Source organism: Saccharothrix mutabilis subsp. mutabilis (assembly GCF_039521145.1).
Lineage (GTDB): Bacteria > Actinomycetota > Actinomycetes > Mycobacteriales > Pseudonocardiaceae > Actinosynnema > Actinosynnema mutabilis.
In genome coordinates, this window is record NZ_BAAABU010000015.1 from 15,572 (window position 1) to 37,864 (window position 22,293).

General features: G+C 71.0%; 10 protein-coding genes and 1 pseudogene. 5 read left to right on the forward strand and 6 right to left on the reverse strand.

Annotated elements, in window-relative coordinates; all coding sequences use genetic code 11:
• Positions 1 to 222: 222 nt before the first annotated feature.
• Positions 223 to 495 (forward strand): hypothetical protein, encoded by a 273-nt coding sequence (locus tag ABD126_RS26540; protein ID WP_343936658.1) that lies wholly within the window; start codon positions 223 to 225, stop codon positions 493 to 495.
• A gap of 1 nt (position 496) precedes the next feature.
• Here ABD126_RS26540 and ABD126_RS26545 read toward each other — a convergent pair whose 3' ends face one another.
• From ABD126_RS26545 to ABD126_RS26555, 3 genes are all read right to left on the reverse strand, one after another.
• Positions 497 to 3,421, reverse strand: a complete 2,925-nt coding sequence (locus ABD126_RS26545) for an AfsR/SARP family transcriptional regulator (RefSeq protein WP_343936659.1) — start codon at positions 3,419 to 3,421, stop codon at positions 497 to 499.
• A gap of 188 nt (positions 3,422 to 3,609) precedes the next feature.
• The gene (locus ABD126_RS26550) at positions 3,610 to 3,996 is read right to left on the reverse strand and encodes a nuclear transport factor 2 family protein (RefSeq protein ID WP_343936660.1); all 387 of its coding nucleotides are present in this window, start codon (positions 3,994 to 3,996) and stop codon (positions 3,610 to 3,612) included.
• Positions 3,997 to 4,124: 128 nt separating this feature from the next.
• Positions 4,125 to 4,271, reverse strand: coding sequence for a hypothetical protein (locus tag ABD126_RS26555; protein WP_343936661.1), 147 nt, complete (start codon positions 4,269 to 4,271; stop codon positions 4,125 to 4,127).
• A gap of 1,399 nt (positions 4,272 to 5,670) precedes the next feature.
• On the opposite strand from ABD126_RS26555, the pseudogene ABD126_RS38850 reads away from it, so the two are divergent.
• Positions 5,671 to 5,817 (forward strand): annotated as a pseudogene (locus ABD126_RS38850) (winged helix-turn-helix domain-containing protein); the annotation flags it as partial.
• 146 nt (positions 5,818 to 5,963) lie between these two features.
• Here the strand turns inward: ABD126_RS38850 and ABD126_RS38855 are convergent.
• From ABD126_RS38855 to ABD126_RS26570, 3 genes are all read right to left on the reverse strand, one after another.
• On the reverse strand, positions 5,964 to 6,566 hold the full coding sequence (locus tag ABD126_RS38855) for an RICIN domain-containing protein (RefSeq protein ID WP_425542890.1): 603 nt from the start codon (positions 6,564 to 6,566) through the stop codon (positions 5,964 to 5,966).
• Between the two features lie 80 nt (positions 6,567 to 6,646).
• On the reverse strand, positions 6,647 to 7,078 hold the full coding sequence (locus tag ABD126_RS26565; RefSeq protein ID WP_343936663.1) for a hypothetical protein: 432 nt from the start codon (positions 7,076 to 7,078) through the stop codon (positions 6,647 to 6,649).
• 78 nt (positions 7,079 to 7,156) lie between these two features.
• Positions 7,157 to 7,312, reverse strand: coding sequence for a hypothetical protein (locus ABD126_RS26570; RefSeq protein ID WP_343936664.1), 156 nt, complete (start codon positions 7,310 to 7,312; stop codon positions 7,157 to 7,159).
• Positions 7,313 to 7,643: 331 nt separating this feature from the next.
• Between ABD126_RS26570 and ABD126_RS26575 the strand changes: the two genes are divergently transcribed.
• The 3 genes from ABD126_RS26575 to ABD126_RS26585 all read left to right on the forward strand — a co-directional run bounded on the left by ABD126_RS26575 (position 7,644) and on the right by ABD126_RS26585 (position 22,274).
• Positions 7,644 to 11,327: a WD40 repeat domain-containing protein gene (locus ABD126_RS26575; protein ID WP_343936665.1), complete on the forward strand. Its 3,684-nt coding sequence runs from the start codon at positions 7,644 to 7,646 to the stop codon at positions 11,325 to 11,327.
• A 652-nt stretch (positions 11,328 to 11,979) separates the two neighbouring features.
• Entirely contained in the window at positions 11,980 to 16,419 is a 4,440-nt protein-coding gene (locus ABD126_RS26580; RefSeq protein WP_343936666.1) for a LamG-like jellyroll fold domain-containing protein, read from the forward strand.
• A 20-nt stretch (positions 16,420 to 16,439) separates the two neighbouring features.
• Complete coding sequence (locus ABD126_RS26585; RefSeq protein WP_343936667.1) at positions 16,440 to 22,274, forward strand: RHS repeat-associated core domain-containing protein; 5,835 nt, start codon at positions 16,440 to 16,442, stop codon at positions 22,272 to 22,274.
• Positions 22,275 to 22,293 lie beyond the last annotated feature (19 nt).

Below are 22,293 nucleotides of genomic sequence, written 5' to 3' on the forward strand. Positions count from 1 at the left end.
TGTGCGGTCCGCCGGCGCACCCGCTTCGAGCTGCGAAGAGGGCGTTTCCGGTGCTCTGCCACCAGCATGGGCACGCCGGTATCGCCGCGTTATCGCGGCGGTGCCCGCAACGCGATACCGGGGGTGTTCGCCGCGCGATAATCCGCCGATGCCGCCCATTCCTAGCGTCGGTTCCGACAGCACGGAAAGCCACACCGACAGCCGGGAAATGGGAGTGACGACATGAACGTCAACCGCATCCTCGCCGCCACCGCGATCACCGCCGCGATCGTCCTCGCCCCCGTGGTCGCCGCGACCGCCGCGCACGCCGCCACCGCGCCGACCGCGGTCGCCGCCGCCGCGGACGACACCCCGTGGGGGCCGACGTCCACCGACGACACCCCTTGGGGCCCGACCTCCACCGACGACACCCCTTGGGGCCCCACGTCGACCGACGACACCCCGTGGGGGCCGACCTCCACCGACGACACGCCCTGGGGCCCGACCGCGAGCTGACTCAGCCGGTCCGGATCCGCTCCAGGGCCTGTTGCGCGCGCAGCCGCGCCGCACCCATGTTCCGCTCCGCGAACGTCGAGATCGCCCGGCTCAGCAGACCCACCGCCGTGGCCCGATCGCCCCGGTCGGCCAGCACCACCGCCAGTTCCGCCCGCGTCTCCGCGGCCCCGCCGTGGTCCATCGCCCGCTCCCGCACCTCCAGCGCCTCGCGCAGCAGGGTTTCCGCCGCCGCCGAGTCCGCCAGCGCGATCTTCACCACGGCCAGCTTGTGCAGCACCCGCGCCTCGCCGACGGTGTCACCGGACGCCCGCACCGTCGACAGCATCTCGGTCAGCTCCTCCTCCGCCTCCCAGTGCCGCCCCTGGCGCACCATCAGGTCGCTCAGCCGGTACCGGACCTGGACCTCCACCCGCTGGTTGCCGACCCGGCGGCAGATGTCCAGCGCCTCGTACAACCGCTCGGCGGCCCGCTCCTGGTGCCCGTTCTCCAGCTCGATCTGCGCGATCTGCGCGAGCACCCACGCCTGCCCGACCGGGTCGCCCGACCCGCGGAAGCCGTCCAGCGCGGCCAGGTACAGCGGCGTGGCGTTGTCCAGGTCGCCGAGCCGGTGGTGCACCAGCGCGAGGTTGCGCCGCGCCAGCGCGACGCCGCGGTCGTCGCCCAGCGCCTCGAACGTCCGCAGCGCCGGCTCCACCAGCTCCCGCGCCGCCCGCGCGCGGGACCACGACAGGTGCAGCGACGCCAACGAGCACAGCAGCGCGGCCTCGCCGCGGCTGTCGCCCGCCACCCGCACGGCCGCCAGCGCCTGCTGGTGCGTGCGCTCCCAGTCGGCGAAGTAGCACCGCGCCTCGAACAGGGTCACCAGGGTGACGGCGAGGTCCCAGCACGCCTCGTGCAGCCCCTGCTCGGCGCTCATCTCGACCGCGGCGCAGAGGTTCGCGTGCTCCGACTCCAACCACTGCAACGGGTCTTCGAGCAGCGTGTCCACAGTGGACGGCGGCGGCAGCCACCGCGGCGCGTCACCGTGCAGGGACGTGAAGTCGCCGCCGTAGACCCGGGCGTGCGCCTCGCCCGCCAACGCCAGCCAGCCGCCCACCACCCGGCTCGTCGCCGCGCGGCGCTGCTCCTCGCCCTCGTTGCGCTCCAACTGCTCCCGCGCGTACAGGCGGATCAGGTCGTGGAACCGGTAGCGCGGGCTGCCGGTGGCGTCGAACGCGACGACCTCCAGCATCTGCGCGTCGACCAGCGCCTCCAGCAGGTCCGCGGCCTCGAACAGGTCGACGTCCAGCAGCGCCGCCGCCACCCACGTGGGGAAGCTCAGGCGGTCGAGCGCGCCCAGCAGCCGCAGCAGCCGGCGCACCTGGACCGGGAGGCCGTCGTAGGTGAGCGAGAGGCTGGCGCGCACCACCATCTCGCCGTGCGCCAGCTCGTCGAGGCGTCGCCGTTCGTCGGACAGCCGTTCCAGCATCCACGCCAGCGACCACCCGGGCCGCGCCGCCAGGCGGGCGGCGACGATGCGCAGGGCCAGCGGCAGCGAGCCGACGAGCCGGACCAGCGCCGTGGCGGCGGCCGGCTCCGCTTGGACGCGGTCCGCGCCGATGACCGTGGAGAGCATGAACAGGGCCTCGTCGTGGCCCAGGACCTCCACCTCCAGCACGCGCACGCCCGGCAGGCCGGTGAGCCGGGTCCGGCTGGTCACGACCACCGCGCACGTGCTGCTGCCCGGCAGCAGCGCCCGAACCTGGCCCTCGGTCGCCGCGTCGTCCAGCACCACGAGCATCCGCTTGCGCGCGACCAGTTGGCGGTACATCTCGGCGCGCTCGTCCTCGGCGTCCGGGATGGAGGTGCCGGGGATGCCCATCGCGCGCAGGAACCGGCCCAGCACGTCCGCCGGGCTCGCCGGGTGCTCGCGCGTGCCGCCGAGGTCGCAGTAGAGCTGGCCGTCCGGGAACTCCTCGTCCACCAGCAGGTGGGCCACGTGCACGGCGACCGCGGTCTTGCCGATTCCCGGCTTGCCCACCAGGGCGACGACCGACGTGGCGCGCCCGCCCCGCGCCAGCATCCCGCGCACCCGGGCGACCAGCTCGTCGCGGCCGGTGAACTCGCCGATGTCGGCCGGGAGTTGCAGCGGCACCACGGTGTCCACCGGCGGGGGAGCGGGTGCCGGGCGGGGCGTCGGGGGTGCGGGCGCCGCGTCCGCGCCGACGGCCAGCGCCGGGTCGCCGGCGAGGATCGCCGACTCCAGGCGGCGCAACTCCGTGCCGGGTTCCAGCCCCAGTTCGTCGATCAGCAGTTCCCGTGCCGTGCGGTACACCTCCAGCGCCTCGGCTTGGCGGCCCGACCGGTACAGGGCGAGCATCAGCTGGGACCGCAGCCGCTCCCGCAACGGGTGCTGCGCCACCAGCGCGCTCAACTCGCCGACGAGCCGGCGGTGCCCGCCCGCGCTCAGCTCCAGGTCGAACGACGTCTCCAGCACCGCGAGCCGGTCCTCGTCGAGCTTGGCCGCCTTCGCCGCGAGCCGCCCGACCGTCGCGCCGCCCAGCGCCGGTCCCCGCCACAGCGCGAGGGCCTGCCGCAGCAGGGCCAGCCCGCGCGCCTGCTCACCGGCCAGCACCAGCGATTCGGCTTCGGCGGTGAGCGCGGTGAACACGTGCAGGTCCAGCTCGCCGTCCGCGACGCGCAACAGGTAGCCGGGCGGTCGGGTGACGATCGCGTCGTCACGGCCGATCGACGCGAGGTTCGCCCGCAGCGCCGACACGCAGATCTGGATCTGCCGCCGGGCGGTCGCGGGCGGCGCGTCGTCCCACACCGCGTCGATGAGGTGGTCGATGCTCAGCACGCGGTTGGCGTCGAGCAGGAGCGCGCCGAGCACCACCTGCTGCCGTCCCGGCGGAACCCGGCTCACCCGGTCGGGTCCGGTCGCCACGTGGAGCGGTCCCAGGACCCGGTACACCGGGGCGGGTTGCGATGCGACCGGTCCCAAATCCACGAGCTGCTCCCACACTTGCTCTGACCCCAAGAGGGAAGGTAACGGGCGGTCACCGGCTGTGCACACACCCATCCGCCGGTTTCGCGGGAGGACGTTCGGCGCACGACCGGCCCCGCGGCCGGGGATCAGGACGGCGCGGCGAAGAAGTACGACTTCTGCGACAGCAGCATCCCGTGCTCGGTCAAGGTGAACAGGTCGAGGAACTCGACCTGCCGGTCGGGCCCGGTCAGCCGGCCGACGACGAACACCAGCCCGGCCGACCCGAACACGCCGTCCAGCACGTGCCGACTCGCGTCGGTCGCCCGTTTCGCCTGATAGGACTCGATCTCCGCCCGGCCGCGCACCACGCCCGCCACGGGCGACCGCAGCACGGCGTCGGCGTCGAACAGCGACCCGTACCCGTCGATGTCGTGCCGGTCGAGGTACTCGTAGCTCAACCGGACGTGCTCGACACCGACCCGCGCGACCAGGTCGCCGGGCGGCTCGTAGGCCCCGGTCGCATCCCCTGCCATGTCCACGCCCCTCCTGCCGGCACTCGTCGCGACCACCTTCGCGAACCGCGATCAACAACCGTTATCGCTGCGGTATCACGAACCTCCGACCGGCGGCCTGTTGGGCGTGGGTGACGAAGTCGGGCCGGTCAGCGGGCGGCCGGCGGTGTGTTCGGGTGCGCCGCCACGAACCGGTAGCGCAGGAAGCCGGGGCTGTCGAGGACCTCCTCGCGGAAGGCCCGGTTGCCGGACATCAGCGCGTGCGGGGGCGGCGTGCGGGGTGGTGGCCGGTTCACCCGACGGGACCGCGCGTGCCCGGTCCCATAGGCCTGCTGGTGGGTGCGGTAGTGGTGCTCGAAAGCCCCGCGGACGGAGACGAAGCTGCGGGTGTCGCGCTTCGGTCGCCGCCAGGCCGAGCCGGTTGCCCAGCAGGTGCGTGCACCGCAGGACGACGCAGGGGACCAGCGGGTCCGTCCGGGCGCAGGGCGCGGGCCGGCGCGGGACGAAGGCGCGTCCGACGACAACGCCGTTGTAGTAGCCGCAGGTGTTGCTGGTGTCGCAGACGCGGGTGGCGGTGCCGGCCATGACTTGCTCAAGGTTGCTGTCGTGCGCGAGGCCGACCATCTCGTGGGGCAGAGGGCCGACGTAGGTGAAGGTGAGGTCCACGGTGGTCTCGTGGTGGAAGAAGCAATCGGGATCTGCCTGCCATTGCAAATCTTCTCCGCCGGTGTCCACAAGGGACGGAAGGAATCCATCATGACCGGGAGCGTGATCACCTGCCGGCGGTTGGCTACGCGGTGGGGTCACCCGCAGCGGCGCTCCGCGAAGCCCCTCACGTCCATCGTGGCGGCGCTGCTGACCGAGGACCCGGCTACGAATGGCCCACGGCCGGGCTGGCGCTCCGTGCGGAAGTCGGTGACGAGACCGGTTGTTGCACTCGCTGCCCCCACGCGCGAGACGCGACCCCCGCCGCCTGACAGGACTCAGGCGGCGCACGATCGGCCGGCTCACCTCGTGTCTCGTGCCTGCGGACTCGGTCACCGGGACCCGACCTGCGACTCGATCCCCGCGCCCGTGGCGGAGGTGACCTACTTCTGCTCGCACACCGAAGTGCACCCCACCGCCGAGGGCCACCGGGTGATCGCCTCCGCCGGCGTGGCCGCCGCGGGCCGCTGACCACCGACCGCACGGGCGGCAACCGGACGGCAGGCGGTCGGCAGTGTCGGCCGCCCACAGTCCGGGTGTGCGGCCGACCGCCGTGGTCCGGCCGCCCGGATGAAGGGGTGTTCCCATGCCCATCACGAGAGCGGCGCGGGTCCTGGCGACCATGGCCGCGAGTGCGGTCGCGGGTTTCGGCGCCGCGGCACCGGCGGCGGACCCGCCGGGACACGTGCGCGCGGCGATCACGACCCCGGCCAACAATTCGACCAAGACTCGCGGTTACCTGCCCGCTGGGCACGGTCGTCACCGGGGGCGGCGCCCACCTGACCGCGCCGGGTTCGACCTGCTCGACGGCGGGCCGCAGGTCGACACCTGCGACGTGGGTCCGGGCGGCGGGACGACGGCGGCCTGCGAACTGCTCCCTGAGGCCGCCTGGGTGTATTTCCCGCGGTGCCCACAGCGAACTTCGAGATCCGGGTGCTCGGCCCGTTGGAGGTCGTGGGCGCCGACGGCACGGTCCCGATCGACCGGCCGATGCGGCGGGCCCTGCTCGGGTTGCTGGCGCTGCGCGCCCGGCAGGTGGCGCCGCGGGAGGCCCTGATCGACGGGCTGTGGGACGAGCGGCTGGCGTTGCGCACGCTGCACTCGCGCGTCGCGCACCTGCGGCGGGCGCTGGACGCGGGCGGAGGCCAACCGGTTGCACGAGCGCAGCACGCTGCGGGGCCCGCGCGCCTGGACCCCACCCGGTGGAACCGGCCCGCCACGCCGACCAGGCCACACCTGTGGTCGGCGTTCCGACGGATTCGACGGGACTCCGCCGGCGTCGGCTACGACCAGGTGAGGTGCTGCTGGTGGTTGCCGAGCACGCACTGCCACTGCTGGAGCTGCGTGCCGTTGACCTGCGAGCTGTGCGGCATGTCGGCGCACATGCTCAGCGTGCGCGGGTGCAGTTGGTACCAGTCGGGGGAGCGGGGGTGCGGGCTCGGCAACATCGTGCCGTACCACTCAACCGACGAATCGCAGGGCGCCAACTCGATCAGATCGCCGTTGCCCCCGGTGTTGTACGAGATGTCGAGGCACCAACCGCTGGGGTGGCCGGTGGTGCCGGTGCCCACGTTCCGGATCTTCGCCCATCCGCCGCTGGTCCACTCGAAGGTCCAGCGCTGGTTGTTGAAGTTGGGCTCGCCGGGCCGGGCGCACGTCCACTGCTGGATCTTGTTGCCGATCGCCGCCCAGCCCTTGTAGTTGTCGACGCACTTGCCGCTGTGCTCGAAGCGGATCTGGTAGGGCCCGGCAGCGGCGGCTTCGACCCCTCGACCGTCGCTCGTGACACCGCCTGCCGCCGGCGAGGTTGCCGTGGCTGCGCCGCTCGTTGCGAGCGTTGCGAGCAGCACGGTCGCAGCCACACCGATTGTCCTGATTCTTCTCATCGATTCTCCGATCCTGAGCGATGGCTGTTCGTCGCGTGCCCCGACATCGGGGGTTCCGCATGCTTGTGGCACCCGATCGATCAGTAGCAGAAGTTGAACGGGCCACCGGCGAACAGCGTCATCGAACTGGCCTCGTTGGCCAGTCCGACGCCATTTCCCGGCGTGCCGTCGTCGGGCAGGCTCCCCACCCAGCTTCCCGGGTTCACGCAAAACCAGTTCCCGGTGAAGTCGGGTCCGGTGAACCAGACGCTGACGTAGTCGGAGCTCGTGGAGTTGCTGACGGTCTTGATGTTGTTGTCGACGATCACGCCGGTGTTGAACCTGTTGTCGCGGAAATCGGCGTCCTCGTTGAAGAAACTGATCTTCCCGGTGTCGAACCCGATGTCCCAGCCGCAGTGGTAGCCGGTCGCGCAGTTCGGTCCCGCCCCGGCCTGCGCCGTCGGTGCGAGAAGGAGCGCCGCGACCAGTGCGGTCACTGCCGCCGACCCGGGGATCGAGCCGATCTTGTGCATGGAGTGCCCACCTTTCACCGTGTCGCCTTCCGGATCAAAGGCGTGATCAGATTTCCGTAGTTGGAACCGAAAGTGGATTCATAGAACTGGAATCCGGGTCGTGACGTACCCGACCACGCCGTTGTCCAGGCACGGGTCCGGTGCGGTGGACGCTGGTGTCGCGCCGATCAGGCTCGATCCCGGGGACGAAGCGGTGACGAACAACCCGGTGAGCCACCTCGGACTCCTGGACATGGTCACTCCTCCACGACGTGCGGGGTGAGGAAACGATCGGACCTTCGTTCTCATCACAGCGGGACGCCGGGTTGTCCAGTAGCGGTGACACGCCTTAAACAACCGGCTGGAAGCGGCGGAACAAGATCGTCGGGGGTTGACGACGTGCCAACAAAGAAGGAAGCACGATACGCGGTTCACCCCGGAGCGGAGAGCGCCGTCAACGCGTTCTTCCCTGGACGAGGAACGCTTCCGGTGTCGACCGTGGATGATACGCCGAGTGGAATAACCAGCCTGTGGTGGAGCCGGTGTACAAATGGCCTGAGGTGGGCGCATCTCAAGGGGAGGGGTCATGCCGCGTCCCGAGCGGGAGTTGGCTGGTTCCGGTCCAGTCGAGTCGCTGGCCGCTGGATTGCGGGAGTTGCGCCGGCGGGCCGGCAGTCCAGGTTATCGGGAATTGTCCGTGCGGGCCGGGTTCTCGACTTCCACGTTGGCCAACGCCGCCGGGGGTAAGCAGCTGCCGACCCTGGCGGTGACGTTGGCCTACGTCCGGGCGTGCGGCGGGGACCCGGTTGCCTGGGAGCAGCGGTGGCGGCAGGCCGCCGCGGAACGCGCCGCGAGTCGCTCACCGGGCGAGATCGATGATCCGCCTTATCAGGGGCTGCTCAGTTACGGGGTGGGTGACGGCGCCCGGTTCTTCGGTCGGGACGCGATGGTGGCGAAGCTCGTCCGGCTGGTGGAGCGGCAGCGGTTCGTGGCCGTCTTCGGGGCCTCGGGCAGCGGCAAGTCCTCATTGCTGCGCGCAGGGTTGATCCCGACCCTCACCACCGTGGCGGGCGGAGCCGCACGGGGTGGCGTGGGACCGTCCGGGCGCACCGTGGTGCTGATGACACCAGGTCGTGATCCGGAAGCGGCGGCGACGGAGGCGATCGGCTCGGTACCGGCCGGTTGTGAGCTGGTGCTCGTCGTCGATCAGTTCGAGGAGGTGTTCACCCACTGCCCCGACCCGGTGCGGCGCCGTGCGTTCGTCGACCGGATCGCGGGACTGGTGACCGGGCCCGACCCGAGGGTCACGCTGGTGCTGGGGATCCGGGCGGACTACTACGCCCACTGTGCGGATCTGCCGGTGTTGGCCGGGCTGCTGGCCGGGGCGAACGTCCCCGTCCCGGCGCTGACCGAGGACGAACTGCGCGACGTGGTCACCAAACCCGCCGCACTGGTCGGGTTGACCGTCGAACGCGCCCTGGTGACGAAGATCCTCGCCGAGGCGTCCGGACAACCCGGTGCGCTGCCGTTGCTGTCCCACGCGCTGTTGGAGACCTGGCGGCAACGCCGTGGTGACGTGTTGGGTGTGGCCGGCTACGAGGCCACCGGAGGCGTGGCCGGCGCGGTCGCCCGAACCGCGGAGACCCTCTACGACCGCTTCGACGACGAGCAGCGCGACACCGCTCGACAGGTGTTGGTCCGGTTGGTCTCCTTCGGCGAAGGCATCGAGGACACCCGCCGCCGGGTCCCGCGCGCCGAGCTGGACCTGCCCGGCATCGACCCGGTGCTCGTCCGGCTCGCCGCCGCTCGGCTGGTCGTGCTCGGTGACGGCACCGTCGAAATCGCGCACGAAGCCCTCATCCGGGCGTGGCCGCGACTGCAGCGCTGGCTGTCCACCGACCGGGACGGACTGCGCACCCACCGGCAACTCGGTGCGGCGGCCCAGTCCTGGACGTCGCTTGACCGCGACCCCGGGGCGTTGTACCGGGGGGCGCGGCTCGCCGTCGCCCGCGAGTGGGCCACCCGCAATGCCGGGCCCGCCGCCATGACCGCGGTGGAGCGGGCGTTCCTGGCCGCGTCGATCGACCTGGCCGACCAGGAACGCGCCGACACCGTTCGCCGCCACCGACAGCTCCGGTACCTCGTCATCGGGTTGAGCGTGTTGCTGGTGGCCACCGTCGGCGCCGGAACGGTCGCACTCGTGCAACGCCGGGACGCGGTCGCGCAGCGGCAGACCGCGATCTCCCGCCAGCTCGCCGCCGAATCACTCGGCCTGGCCGGCACCGAACCCGGCACGGCCATGCTGCTCGCCACGGAGGCCTACCGCACCGCACCCACGGCCGAGGCGCGCGGTGCGCTGCTGAGCATGTCGCCCCACCGAGGCCACCTCGGCAAACTCCTCGGCCACAGCGGCGCGGTCTCCCAGCTCGCCTTCCACCGGGATGGCAGAACCCTGCTCAGCGTCGGCCGCGACCAGACCCTGTCCCTGTGGGACCCCGGTCGACGGGTCAGGACGGCCGCGCTCACCGACCACCACACCTGGTTGACCGCCGCCGCCGTGAGCCCGGACGGGCGCACGGCCGTCACCGGCGGCGAGGACACCCGACTCGCGGTCTGGGACCTCGACCGCCGCGTCCGCGTCGCCACCATGACCGGTCTCGCCACACGCGTGCGGGACATCGTGTTCAGCCCCGACGGCAACACGCTGGCCACCACCGCCGACAACGAGGTGATCCTCTGGGACATGGCCCGACACACCCGCTCGGCCACCCTGTCCGGTCATGCCAAAGCCGTGCAGGCACTGGCGTTCAGCCCCGACGGGCGCACCGTCGCCACCGCTTCCGCGGATTCCACGGTGATCATCTGGGACGTCGCTCGCTCGGTCGCGCTGGCCACGCTGACCGGCCACACCGACGGCGCATACGCCGTCGCCTTCAGCCCGGACGGCGCGACACTGGCCACGGGCGCGGGCGACACCACCGCGACCCTGTGGGACGTGTCCACCCGCACCCGTCTGGCCACCTTCACCCACCACAAATCCGGGTTGGTCATGGCGCTGGCGTTCAGCCCCGACGGGCGCACCCTGGCCACCGCCGGGGACGACACGGCGGTGCTGCTGTGGGACACCCGCCACCGGGTCCTGCGCGGTCGGCTGACCGGGCCCCGAACCACCGTCTACACCATGGCGTTCAACCCGCGCACCTCGATGCTCGCCGCCGGCGGCGAAGACGGCGCCATCCTCCTGTGGGACCCCGGCCAGCCCGCCGTCGCCGAACACCCCACGATGGTCAGCGCCGTCGCGTTCAGCCCCGACGGCGGCACCATCGCCACCACCGGCGGCAACCAGACGACACTGTGGAACACCGCCGACCGCAGCATCCGCGCAGTCCTCACCGATGGTGAGGTGTTCACCAACGCCGCCGCCTTCAGCCCCGACGGTCACCTGCTGGCCACCGCCACCCAGCCCTTTCCCTGCTGCCCGGACGGCGCCCCCGGCAACACGCTCACCCTCTGGGACCTCGACACCGGCACACCCACCCGCCGGGCCGGGCACACCGGCCAGGTGCTCGGCATCGCGTTCAGCCCCGACGGCCGCCGCATCGCCACCGCCGGCGTCGACCGGAGCGTCCTCATCTGGGACTCAGCCACCGGCGCCGTGCTCAAGACCCTCACCGGGCACGCCGCAGCGGTCAACGGCGTCCAGTTCAGCCCCGACGGACGACTGCTGGCCACCGCGAGCCACGACCAGACCGTCAAGCTCTGGGACCCCGCCACCGGGACCCCGCTCGCCACCCTCACCGGCCACACCGGCTGGATCAGAACCGCCAAGTTCAGCCCCGACGGGCACACCCTCGCCACCGCCGGCCACGATCAGACCGTCATCCTGTGGGACATCACCACCCGCACCAAGCTGGACACCATCACCGACCACACCGACGCCGACTTCAGCGGCGTGGCGTTCAGCCCCGACGGCCGCACCCTGGCCTACACCAGCGGTGAAGCCACCATCGCCCTCCGGGACCTCTCGCGCCGGACCACCACGGCTCGCCTCACCGGCCACACCCGACGCGTCCACGCCGTCGCGTTCAGCCCCGACGGGGACACCCTGGCCACCGCCGGTTCGGATCAAGCCCTGATTCTCTGGGACGTCAATCCCGAACACGCGATCACCCACATCTGCGCCGCAGCCGCTCGGGACCTCACCCCGGAAGAATGGCGCCACTACCTCCCCTCCACCCCATACGCCCGCACCTGTGCGGACGACCAGTGACAACGAATTCGAAGGCCATGGGCCTGCCCCGTTCCGACGGACATCCGGGGAAGAAGCGGCGGCCTCGGCGGTCGTCCGCGCCGGAGTTCAGGGAAGCTCGGTATCGACGGCGAGTGCGTGGACACCGGTGAAGAACGAGGTCCTACTCACTGCACCCAATGCTGCGTCGCCGTCCCCTCACGCACCCCTGCGGCCATGCCGCTCACGTCGACGCTGTTCAGCCTGAGCTTGGTGATAGCCGCCTTTCGGCGAGTCGCGTCTCGGAGCGCGGCGGTGGGTGTTCGCGGCGGTAGGCGGCGCGGGGTGGGTCGTGGCATTGCGTGGCGTGGGCGGGGCTGGTGTGGGGGAGGGGGCTGCTGCGCGCTTCAAAGTGGCTTCACGAGAGTTCGAAGCAGGACAGAAGCCGTGCTCAGCACACTCGCAGCGGTTGCGGCTGGTGGGGCGCTGGCTGCGTGTTGTGTGGGGGGCGTTGGTGAGAGTTCGCGTTCGAAGATTCGTGTTTGCGGGTCTGGTGGCGGTCCTGGTGGGTTCTGCCGCCGCGGCGTCGCAGGTTGATCAGGACGATGCGCCTGGTGCGCCGGGGGCGGTCGCTGAGGCGGAGACCGAGCAGGCGGCGCTTGTCGCCGCTCGGCGGCAGGGCTCGAAGGTGGAAGTGGCGAGCCTGAAGACCGAGAACGCCAGGTTCTTCGCCAACCCGAGTGGCTCGATGACCATGGAGCAGTCCGTGGTGGCGACCAGGCTCAAGCGGGACGGCTCGTGGGTCGACATCGATCCGTCGCTGGTCTCGCGCGAGGACGGCTCGTTCGGGACGCGGGCCACCGCGGCCGAGGTGGTGTTCTCCGGGGGTGGCGGGCAGGAGTTCGCGCGGATGGCGGTCGGTGGGGCCGAGATCGCGCTGAGGTGGCCGACACCGCTTCCCGCGCCGGTGATCTCGGGCTCCATCGCGCTGTACCCGGAGGTGCTACCCGGGGTCGACCTGCGGGCCATGGCCGGCCGTGAGGGTTTTGGGCACGAACTCGTGGTGAAGACTCGCGAGGCCGCCACCGCATTGACCGGGGTCAGCTTCGGGCTGACGACCAAGGGCGTCCAGCTCAGCGAGGACAAGGGCGCGCTCAAGGCGGTCGACTCGAATGGCGAGACAGTCTTCAGCGCACCTGCGGCGACCATGTGGGACAGCGGGGGGCGCACCGCGGCGGTGGGGGTCGCGGTCGGTGCGGCGGAACTGGCGTTGACGCCGGACCGCGCCCTGCTGACCGACCCGGCGGCGACCCTGCCGATCACCATCGATCCGCAGTACAGCTACCACGAGCCGCGTCAGGCCGAGTGGTCCGTGGTCCGCAGCGGTTGGCCCGACAACGCGTACCACGACCCGGCGCCGGCGAACGACGAGGAGCGGCTCAAGGGCGTCGCGAGGGTCGGCAAGTGCCCGGACTGCGGCCGGGCCGACACTGCGCGCTCGATCTTCCGGTTCGACGCGGTCCCCCTCCAGGGCACGAAGATCAACAGCGCGCGGTTCTTCATCAAGCAGGGCTGGAAGAACCAGCACACCTGCGACTCGAACCTGGTGCCCTACGTGGACCTGCACGTGCTCAACTACGTCGGCCCGGACACGACCTGGCACAACCAACCGGGGTGGAGCGACGCCAACCGGGTCGACTCCGCGCGGCCGGTCGGCAAGGCCGGCTACTGCGCCGCCGACTGGGCGAGCTTCGTCATCTGGACGCCGACGCAGAACGGGGCCGACGAGAACTGGCGGAACCTGGTCTTCGGGCTGAAGGCCAGGGACGAGTCCCACGAGAACGGCTGGCGGCGTTTCTTCGTCGCGCGGGAGAACGACGGCACGGAGAGCTACCCGTACATCTCCGTCGAGTACAACCACCACCCGGACAACGCGCAGAAACCCCGCACGGAGCCGGCGCTGACGCCGTGCAAGCACTGCAACGGGACGTCCTACGTCGGCGGTGACCGCATCCTGCTCATGGGTGACCTGTCCGACCCGGACGGCGGAACCATCTGGGGCGGCGTTCACGTCAACGGTGTGTGGCAGACGATGGGCACCGGCACCTCCGGCACCACCTTCGCCACGGAGGTCAACCTGTCGGGCAGACCGGACGGGCAGCGGATCGACTGGAACATCGCGGCCAGTGACGGTGTCCTCGACAGCAAGGTGTGGGAGAACGGCCCTTCGTTCGTGATCGACCGGACGCCGCCCAAGCCACCGATCGTGGACAGCGTGCTGTACCGCCAGGACAACGACTGGCACGGCGGTCCCGGTGTCGCCGACCGGTTCACGTTCAAGTCCAACGGCGATGACGACGTCGACCACTACAAGTACTCGTGGCGGGGCACACCGAGCGAACGGGTGGAGTTGGACCAGGGCAGCACCCTGGGCGGCGGTTCCACGACCTGGCTGACCCCGCAGGCCACCGGTCGCCAGACGCTGTTCGTGAGCAGCGTGGACAAGGCGGGCAACGCCAGCCAGCCCACCCTGTACACGTTCAACGTGCGCACCGGCCTCGGCCCGAAGTCGCTCTGGCCGCTCGACGGCCACACCCGCGACGACGCGGACCTCGGCGACCGGGACGCCACCCTCCACAGCGGGGCGGCGTGGACCGACGGTGGCGCGGTCGGTTCGGCGGTCCAGCTCGACGGGGTGAACGGCCACCTCACCGCGCCGAACACCGTGCTGACCGGCGCGAGCTTCAGCGCGTCCGCCTGGGTCAGGCTCGACCCCCAGCACCCCGGGGCCACGGCCACCGCGGTCAGCCAGCTCGGCTCCGCGGTGCCCGGGTTCCAACTGTCCTGGCTGAACACCAACAGCTGGGGCTTCGGGATCGCCCGCTCGGCCATCGACACCGCCAACGACTTCGCCTCGTCCCCGGTCGGTGCGCCGCAGCCGGGCGCGTGGACGCATCTCACCGGTGTCTACGACGCGACGGTCCGGACGCTGCGGCTGTACGTCAACGGGACGCTCGTGGGCACGGCGCAACGCAGCACGAACGACTGGAGCGCGACCGGTGCGGTCCGCATCGGTGACGCGGGCTCGGTCGGGCAGCGGTGGAAGGGCGCGGTGGACGAGGTCCGCGTGTACGACCGGGCCCTGGTCGGCAGCGAGGTGCGCGCGCTGGTCGGTCTCGGCAACGTCCAGGCGGGGCAGTGGAAGTTCGACGACAGGACCGGTGGCAACAACGTCCCCGGCGGCACGCCGATGACGCCGAGGGGCGGCGCCCGGTACGCGCCCGGCGCGGTCGGTGAAGGGTTGCAGCTCGACGGTGTCGACGACACCGCCGAGACCGGTGAGTCCGTGCTGCGCACCGACCAGAGCTTCGCGGTCGCCGCGTGGGTGCGGCAGGACAGGACCGGGCCCGACGGTCGGTCGTACACCGTCCTGTCCCAGGACGCGAGCCCCAGGAGCGGGTTCGCGCTCAACCAACGCCAGGTCAACGGCGTCGGCAGGTGGGAACTCCTGGCCACCGCGTCCCAGGACACGCCCGGCACGCCTTCGGCCCAGGCCTTCTCGTCGATGCCGTCGAAGCCGAACACCTGGACGCACCTCGCGGGCGTGTTCGACCGACCGGCCAAGCAGATCCGGCTCTACGTCGACGGTGTGCTCGCGGCCACCGCCCCGTGGAACAGCTACACCGCGTCGAGCGGCTCGCTCGTGGTGGGCAACGCCAGGTGGAACGGCACCCTGAACGGCTACTGGGCGGGAGGGGTGGACGAAGTCCGCGCCTACTCCCGGGTCATCGACGAGGCCGAGATCCGGGGCATCATCGCGGCCGACGCGGTGGCCACGGGCTCGTGGAAGCTCGACGGCAACGCCGCGGACGACTCGGGCCGGGGCCGCGACGGCACCGTGGGCGGAGCACCGAGCTGGGTGCCGGGGCACAGCACCACGCCCAACGCCGACGACCTCGCCGCCGGCCTGGACGGTGTCGACGACCGCATCTCCGCGCCCAACGCCGTCGACACCACGCGCAGCTACGCGGTGTCGGCCTGGTTGAACCCCCAGGCTGCGGCCGTGGCGCAGACGGCGGTCTCGCAGGACGGGGCTTCGGCCGGCACTCCGACGGAACGCAGCGGGTTCGCCCTGCACGCCACCGCGAACAGCCAATGGGCCTTCACCGGCGTGACGGCGACCGGGGCGCCGGTGACGGTGACCGGCGGTGGCGTGCAACCGGGGGTGTGGACGCACCTCGCGGGCGTGCACGACGCGCAGCGCAAAGAGATCTCCCTGTACGTCAACGGCGTCCTGGTCGGCACGAAACCGCTCGACGCGCCGCTGGGCAGTGGCGGGCAACTCCAGATCGGCCGCGGCCAGGCCGCCGGGAAGCCGGCGGAGTTCTTCCGCGGCGCCGTCGACGACGTGCGGACCTATCAGCGGACCTTGTTCGAGGAGGAGATCCGGGTCATCGCGGGCCGTGACCTCGCGCTGGTGCACAACCTGAAGCTCGACGAGACCGGCGGCGGCACGGCGGCGGACTCGATCGGCGCACGCGGCGGCACGCTGCACGGTGGCGCGAGCTTCGTGCCGGGCCGGGGGCCGGGCAACGCCGTCGAGTTGAACGGTGTCGACGGCGCGGTCTCGACCACGGGCTTGGACGTGCGCACCGACCAGAGCTTCACGGTCAGCACTTGGGTCAACCTCAAAGTGGCGGAGGACGGCGAGGTGTCGGCGGTCAGCCTCGATTCGGGGCAGGCCGGCAAGTTCCGGCTGGGGCACGTCAAGGACGGCTACGAGAACTCCCTCGGCGCCTGGACCTTCGAGATGCCCGAGCAGGACGGAACCGTCACGCAGGCCGCGTTGTCGGTGCTGCCCACCGAGGTGGGGGAGGACAGGTGGGCCCACCTGGTCGGGGTCTACGACGCCAGGGCCAAGAAGATCTGGCTCTACGTCAACGGGTTGCGCGTCGGTGACGGCACGCTGCTCACCCCGTGGGCCGGTGGCGAAGGGTTGCAGCTGGGCCGGTCCAAGCACGACGGGACCTACAGCCGGCACTGGCCCGGCCGGATCGACGACGTGCGGGTCTACACCGGTGCCCTGAGCACCGACCGCGTTTGGGAACTCCACAAGTCCTACGGCTCGGCCTGACTACCCGGGGGGAAGACATCATGTTCTCGAAGAGGTTCAGAAGATCGACATCCGCGGGAACGGTCGCGGCGCTGGCGGTGTCGCTGGCCGTCTCGACCACGTCGACGGCACCGATCGCGTTGGCGGTCGGTGGCCCGTCGGTGCAGCCACCGGGGGTGTCGCCGGTTGCCGTCGCCTCCGTCGGGCAGGGCACCCGCGGCACCGAGAAGGACGAGGCCGCGCAGTCCGCGCGGCGGGGGGACCAGAGCGGCCTGCCACAGTCGCTGCCCGGTGAGGGCACCTACACGGCCACCTCGCTGAGCCAGTCCGGCAAGTGGGACGTGGCCGGGCAGACCGGTGACTTCACCTGGTCCTACGCACTGCGGGTGCCGCCCGCCGCGGGCGGGCTGGTGCCGTCACTGGGCTTGGGGTACTCCTCCAGCGCGGTCGACGGGCTGACCAGCGCGACCAACAACCAGGCCTCGTGGGTCGGTGACGGGTGGTCCCTGTGGCCCGGCCACGTCGAGCGCACCTACGGCGGCTGCCAGACCGACCTGCCCGGCGACCCCCAGCTCAACCCCGGCGACCTGTGCTGGAAGAGCGACAACGCGACGCTCTCGCTCAACGGCGCCCAGACCGCGCTGATCCGCGACGACACGTCCGGCGGGTGGAAACCGAAGAGCGACAACGGTTCCCGCGTCGAGCGGATCGCCGAACCGGGTCGCAACGCCGACAACGACGGTGAGCACTGGAAGGTCACCACCACAGACGGGACGCAGTACTTCTTCGGCTCCCGCGCGGCGGCGAACTCGACCTGGACCGTTCCCGTGTACGGCGACGACCGGGACGAGCCGTGCAACCGGACCGACGGCTTCGCCGGTTCCTGGTGCGACCAGGGGTACCGCTGGCAGTTGGACAAGGTCGTCAGCCCCAACGGCGACGTGATGGTCTACGACTACGGCGTCGAGCGGAACAAGTACGGCCAGAACAAGAACACGCGAGCGGCCGAGTACGTCCGCGGCGGTTGGCTGAAGAGCATCGCGTACGGCCTGCGCGACGACACCCCCGATCTCGCCGCGACCGGCAGGGTGGTGTTCGAGGAGGCCGAGCGGTGCGTGCCCGGTTCGGGCTGCGACCCGAACAACGCGGGGCACCGGGCCAACTTCCCGGACGTCCCGCTGGAGTTGAAGTGCGACGGCGCGTCGTGCGACAGGACGTGGTCGCCGTCGTTCTGGACCACCAAGCGCCTGAACAAGATCCGGACCGAGGTCCGCGACGGTGGCGGGTACCGCACGGTCGACTCGTGGACGCTGCGGCACGAGTTCCCCTACCCCGACGAGAACGGCAAGCCCGCGCTGTGGCTGGCGGGCATCACGCACACCGGTCACGACGGTGGCACCCTGGCGCTGCCCGAGGTGACCTTCGAGGGCGTCCGCAAACCGAACCGGGTCGTGAAGAACGGTGACGGAGCGTCGTTCCTGCTCCGCTTCCGGATCGGCGCCATCGTGTCCGAATCCGGTGCGGTGACCACGGTCACCTACGCCGAACGCGAATGCGACGAGAACACCGTGATCACGCCGGCGGAGAACACGCTGCGGTGCTTCCCGGCGAAGTGGTCCGCGCCGGGCATCGCCGAGCGCACCGACCTGTTCCACAAGTACGTCGTCGCCTCGGTGTCCAACACGGACTGGATCGGCAGCGACCTGAGCAGCGAGACCACCTACGAGTACGTCGGTGGCGCGGCCTGGCACTACGACGAGTCCGAGTTCACCCGCGACGAGGACAAGACGTGGAACCAGTTCCGCGGTTACGGCAAGGTCGTCGTCCGCACCGGCCGGAGTTCCGACGCCCCGCAGTCACGGACCAAGGTGGCCACCACCTTCTACCGGGGCATGAACGGTGACCGGGGCAAACCGCCCGCCAAGGTCACCGACTCCGAGAACGGCTCCGTGGACGACCACAACTGGCTCAACGGCATCGAACGGGAGTCGATCACCTACCTCGGCGACACGGACGTCGTGGTCGGCAAGACCATCAGCGAGCCGTACTGGCGGGACGCGCCGACCGCCAAGCGCGGCGTGTACGAGGCCAGGATCGTCCGCGAGGGCACCACGAGGTCGTTCACGATGCTCGCGGACGGACGCAAGCAGGAAACGAAGAGCCAGGCCCACTACCAGGACGACGACCCGACCGCGATGGTCTGGCGGGTGCACGACTTCGGTGACGTGACCAAGGACGACGACGACCGCTGCACCACGACGTCCTACGCCCGCGACACCGACAAGTGGCTGATGGCGTTGCCGTCCGAGGTGGACACGGTGGCGGTCGCCTGCGGCGCTGCGGCGACCTTCCCCCAGCACGCGATCGCCAACGACCGCACGACCTACGACGACCGCGGCAACGTGACCTCGACGCAGGCGCTCAAGGCGCGCCCGGCGGCCGACCGGTTCGAGCACGTCACGACCTCGACGATCAAGGCCGAGGACATCGACAAGCACGGCCGTGCGCTCAAGGTCGCCGACGCGCTGGGCAAGGTCACCACCGCGCAGTTCACGCCGGCGGTCGGCGGCCCGGTCACGCAGACGAAGTCCACGAACCCGCTGGGGTTCACCATCACCACGACCCCGAACCCCGCCACCGGGGCGACGGTCAAGGTCACCGACGTCAACGGGCGGGTCACGGAGTCCGCGTACGACCCGCTCGGCCGGCTGACCCAGGTGTGGCTGCCGGGACGGGCCCGCAACGGGGACAACGGCAACAAGAAGTTCGCCTACAAGATCTCCAGGACCGAACCGAACGTGGTGACCACCCGCGTGCTCGGCCCGAAGGGCTTCGACCTGCCGGAGACCAAGCAGATCCTGGACGGGCAACTGCGGCCGCGGCAGACCCAGCGCAAGACCGACGGGGGCAGGCTGCTGACCGAGACGCGGTACGACACGCACGGCCGGGCGTTCCTGACGACCGCGCCGTTCTTCACCTCCGGCGACGTGGACGACAAGCTGTGGGTGGCGTCGAACTCCGAGGCGACCCCGCCGCACACCGTCACCGAGTTCGACGGGGCGGGTCGCCCGACCGCCGAGATCTTCAAGGCGCCCACCGAGCAGTGGCGGACCACGACGACCTACGGCGGCAACTGGGTCAAGGTGACGCCACCGGCCGGTGGCGTACCCACCACGACCTTGTTCGACGCGCGCGGGCAGGTCCTCGAACGCCGGACCGACGCGCCGAACTCCTCCCACGACACCACGACCTACGGCTACACCGCCGCCGGTCTGTTGAGCGAGGTGAAGGACCCGGAGAACAACGTCTGGCGCAACGAGTACGACCTGCTCGGCCGGCAGACCGTCCAGCACGACCCGGACCGGGGCACCACGCGCAAGACCTACGACGACCTCGGCCGGCTGGTCGAGACCGAGGACGCGCTGGGCACCGTCCTGCGGGCGAAGTACGACGACCTCGGCCGTCCGACGCTGACCGAGCAGGTCTTCCCCGATCGGACGGAGAAGCGCTCGGAGACCACCTACGACACGGTCGCCAACGGGAAGGGACTGCCCGCCACGGCCACGCGCTGGTTGGGAGCCACGGCGTACACCAGTTCCGTGCTGTCCTACGACCGGGCGGGCCGGCCCGCCGCGACCCAGGTGGTGATCCCGGACTCGGAGCGGGACCGGCAGATCGCGGGGACCTACGTCACCACCACGCGGTACAACCCGGACGGCAGCCTGCAGAGCACCGGGCTGCCGGCGGTCGGGGCGCGGGGCACGCCCGGCTTCCTCGACGCGGAGACCGTCCTGCACGAGTACGACGACCTCGGCCGCATCCAGAAGACCTCCGGCGGCCCGAGCAACGTGGGACCGTTCAACTACGTCACGGACACGCAGTACACGAGCTACGGTGAGCCGCAGCAGTTCCGGTTCGGCGACGAGGGCAAGCACTCGTGGGTGACCATGATCTACGAGTCGGCCACCCGTCGTCCGGAACGGACCATCGTGGACACCCAGACCTCGGCGCCGATGCAGGCGGACGTCAACTACACCTACAACCCCGCCGGGCTGATGACGTCCATCGTGGACCAGACGCCGGGGCAGCAGGCGGACGTCCAGTGCTTCTCCTACGACCACCTGCAGCGGCTGACCTCGGCGTGGACGCCGGCGAAGACCGCCCAACCGTGTGCGGCGGAACCGTCCACCGGGAACCTGGCGGGCCCGGCGAAGTACTGGCAGTCGTTCACCTACGACAAGGTGGGCAACCGGCTGACCGACACCCGGCACGAAGCCCAGGGCGACACCGTCCGCACCTACGGCACGGCCGGCGGGCACCGGATGGGGTCGGTGTCCACGGCCCGACCCGGTCTCGCCGCGGCGGAGGTCGACGAACCCGGCTACGACGCCGTGGGCAACACGGTCAGCCGCAAGACGCCCTCAGGCGCCACCCAGCGGCTCGACTGGGACGCCGAGGGGCGACTGGCCAAGGTCACCGAGGGCACGAAGGTCACCGAGTTCGTCTACGGCGCCACCGGGGAACGCCTCATCCGCCGTGAGCCGGACAGCACCACCGTGTACGTGGGTGGCCAGGAACTCCAGGTCAAGGGCACGGTCAAGACCGCGACCCGGTACTACTCGCACGGTGGGCGGGTCGTGGCCGCACGATCCGGCGACGCGCTCGACTACGTCGCCACCGACCACCAGGGCACCGTGAACGCGTCCGTCGAGGTCAGCTCGCTCAAGGCCGAACGCAGGCGGCAGCTGCCGTTCGGCGGGCCGCGCGGACCGCAGGGGGACTTCGTCGGCGACCGGGGTTTCGTCGGCGGGACCGTCGACTCCTCCGCCGGGTTCACGACCCTGGGCGCCCGGCAGTACGACCCGGACACCGGCCGGTTCCTGTCCGTGGACCCGATCGGCGACTTCTCGGACCCGCAGCAGCTGCACGGGTACTCCTACTCGGCCAACAGCCCGATCAGCAAGAGCGACCCGTCCGGCCTGCGCGCGACCCCGTGCATGATCGACGGCCCGTGCGCCAACCCCAGGGGCGACGTTCCGGCCACCGCCCCGCGGCGGCCCAGCGCACCGCTGCCGAAGTGGGTGCTCGACACGCGGCCGGCGAACTCGCGGCCGAGCCAGGGCCTGCCCATCCCCACCGGGGCGAGCCCCGCGCACCAGATCGCGATCACGCAGCGGAACCTCGCCGAGGCGTCGATGATGGACATCTGCACCGCTCCGAAGCCTGCTCCGACCAAGGGGTCCTTCGAGTGCATGTCGGCCCGGAACAGGTTCGAGGCGGCCGCCGCGGTTTACGACGAGCTCCTGGCCAAGGAACGAACCGCGGCGAGCAACAGCGCTCTCGGAGAAGCGATCAAGGACACACTCGGCGGCAGCGTGCCCGTCGCCTTGTGCGTGATCTCCGGGGCACTGGGATCTTGCATGCGGCCGTCGGGAACCACGATGGGAACATGCGGCGCCTTGGGTGTTTCAGCCTTTGCGGGGATCACCGCGGAGGGATGCCTGGTCGCGGACGACAAGGGGATCGGCGTCGTCTACGACATCAAACTCGGCGTCGACGCCAGCATGGGCGTCAGCGCCGGGGTCGGTAGCAAGATCATGAGGGGGAACATCGAGAAGCAGAAGGACCACCCGGGTGAGTACGCCGAGATCCCCTTCGGTCGCGGTGAGGTGGAGGTGGGCACGAGCGGTGGCAAGCTCCATTCTCTCGGGGTGTACGGCGGTGCCCACGCGCGAGTCCAGATCCCGGGGATCGGCCACCAGCAGTTGCCCTCCGGCGGTTTCGATCACTCGAACGCGCACCGCATCGTCGACATGCCGAACCTGTGCCGTTATTGCCAGGCCGCGAGCGATCGCGTGATCGGCTGGTTCAAGTAGGCGGTTGGTCGAGTGGGGC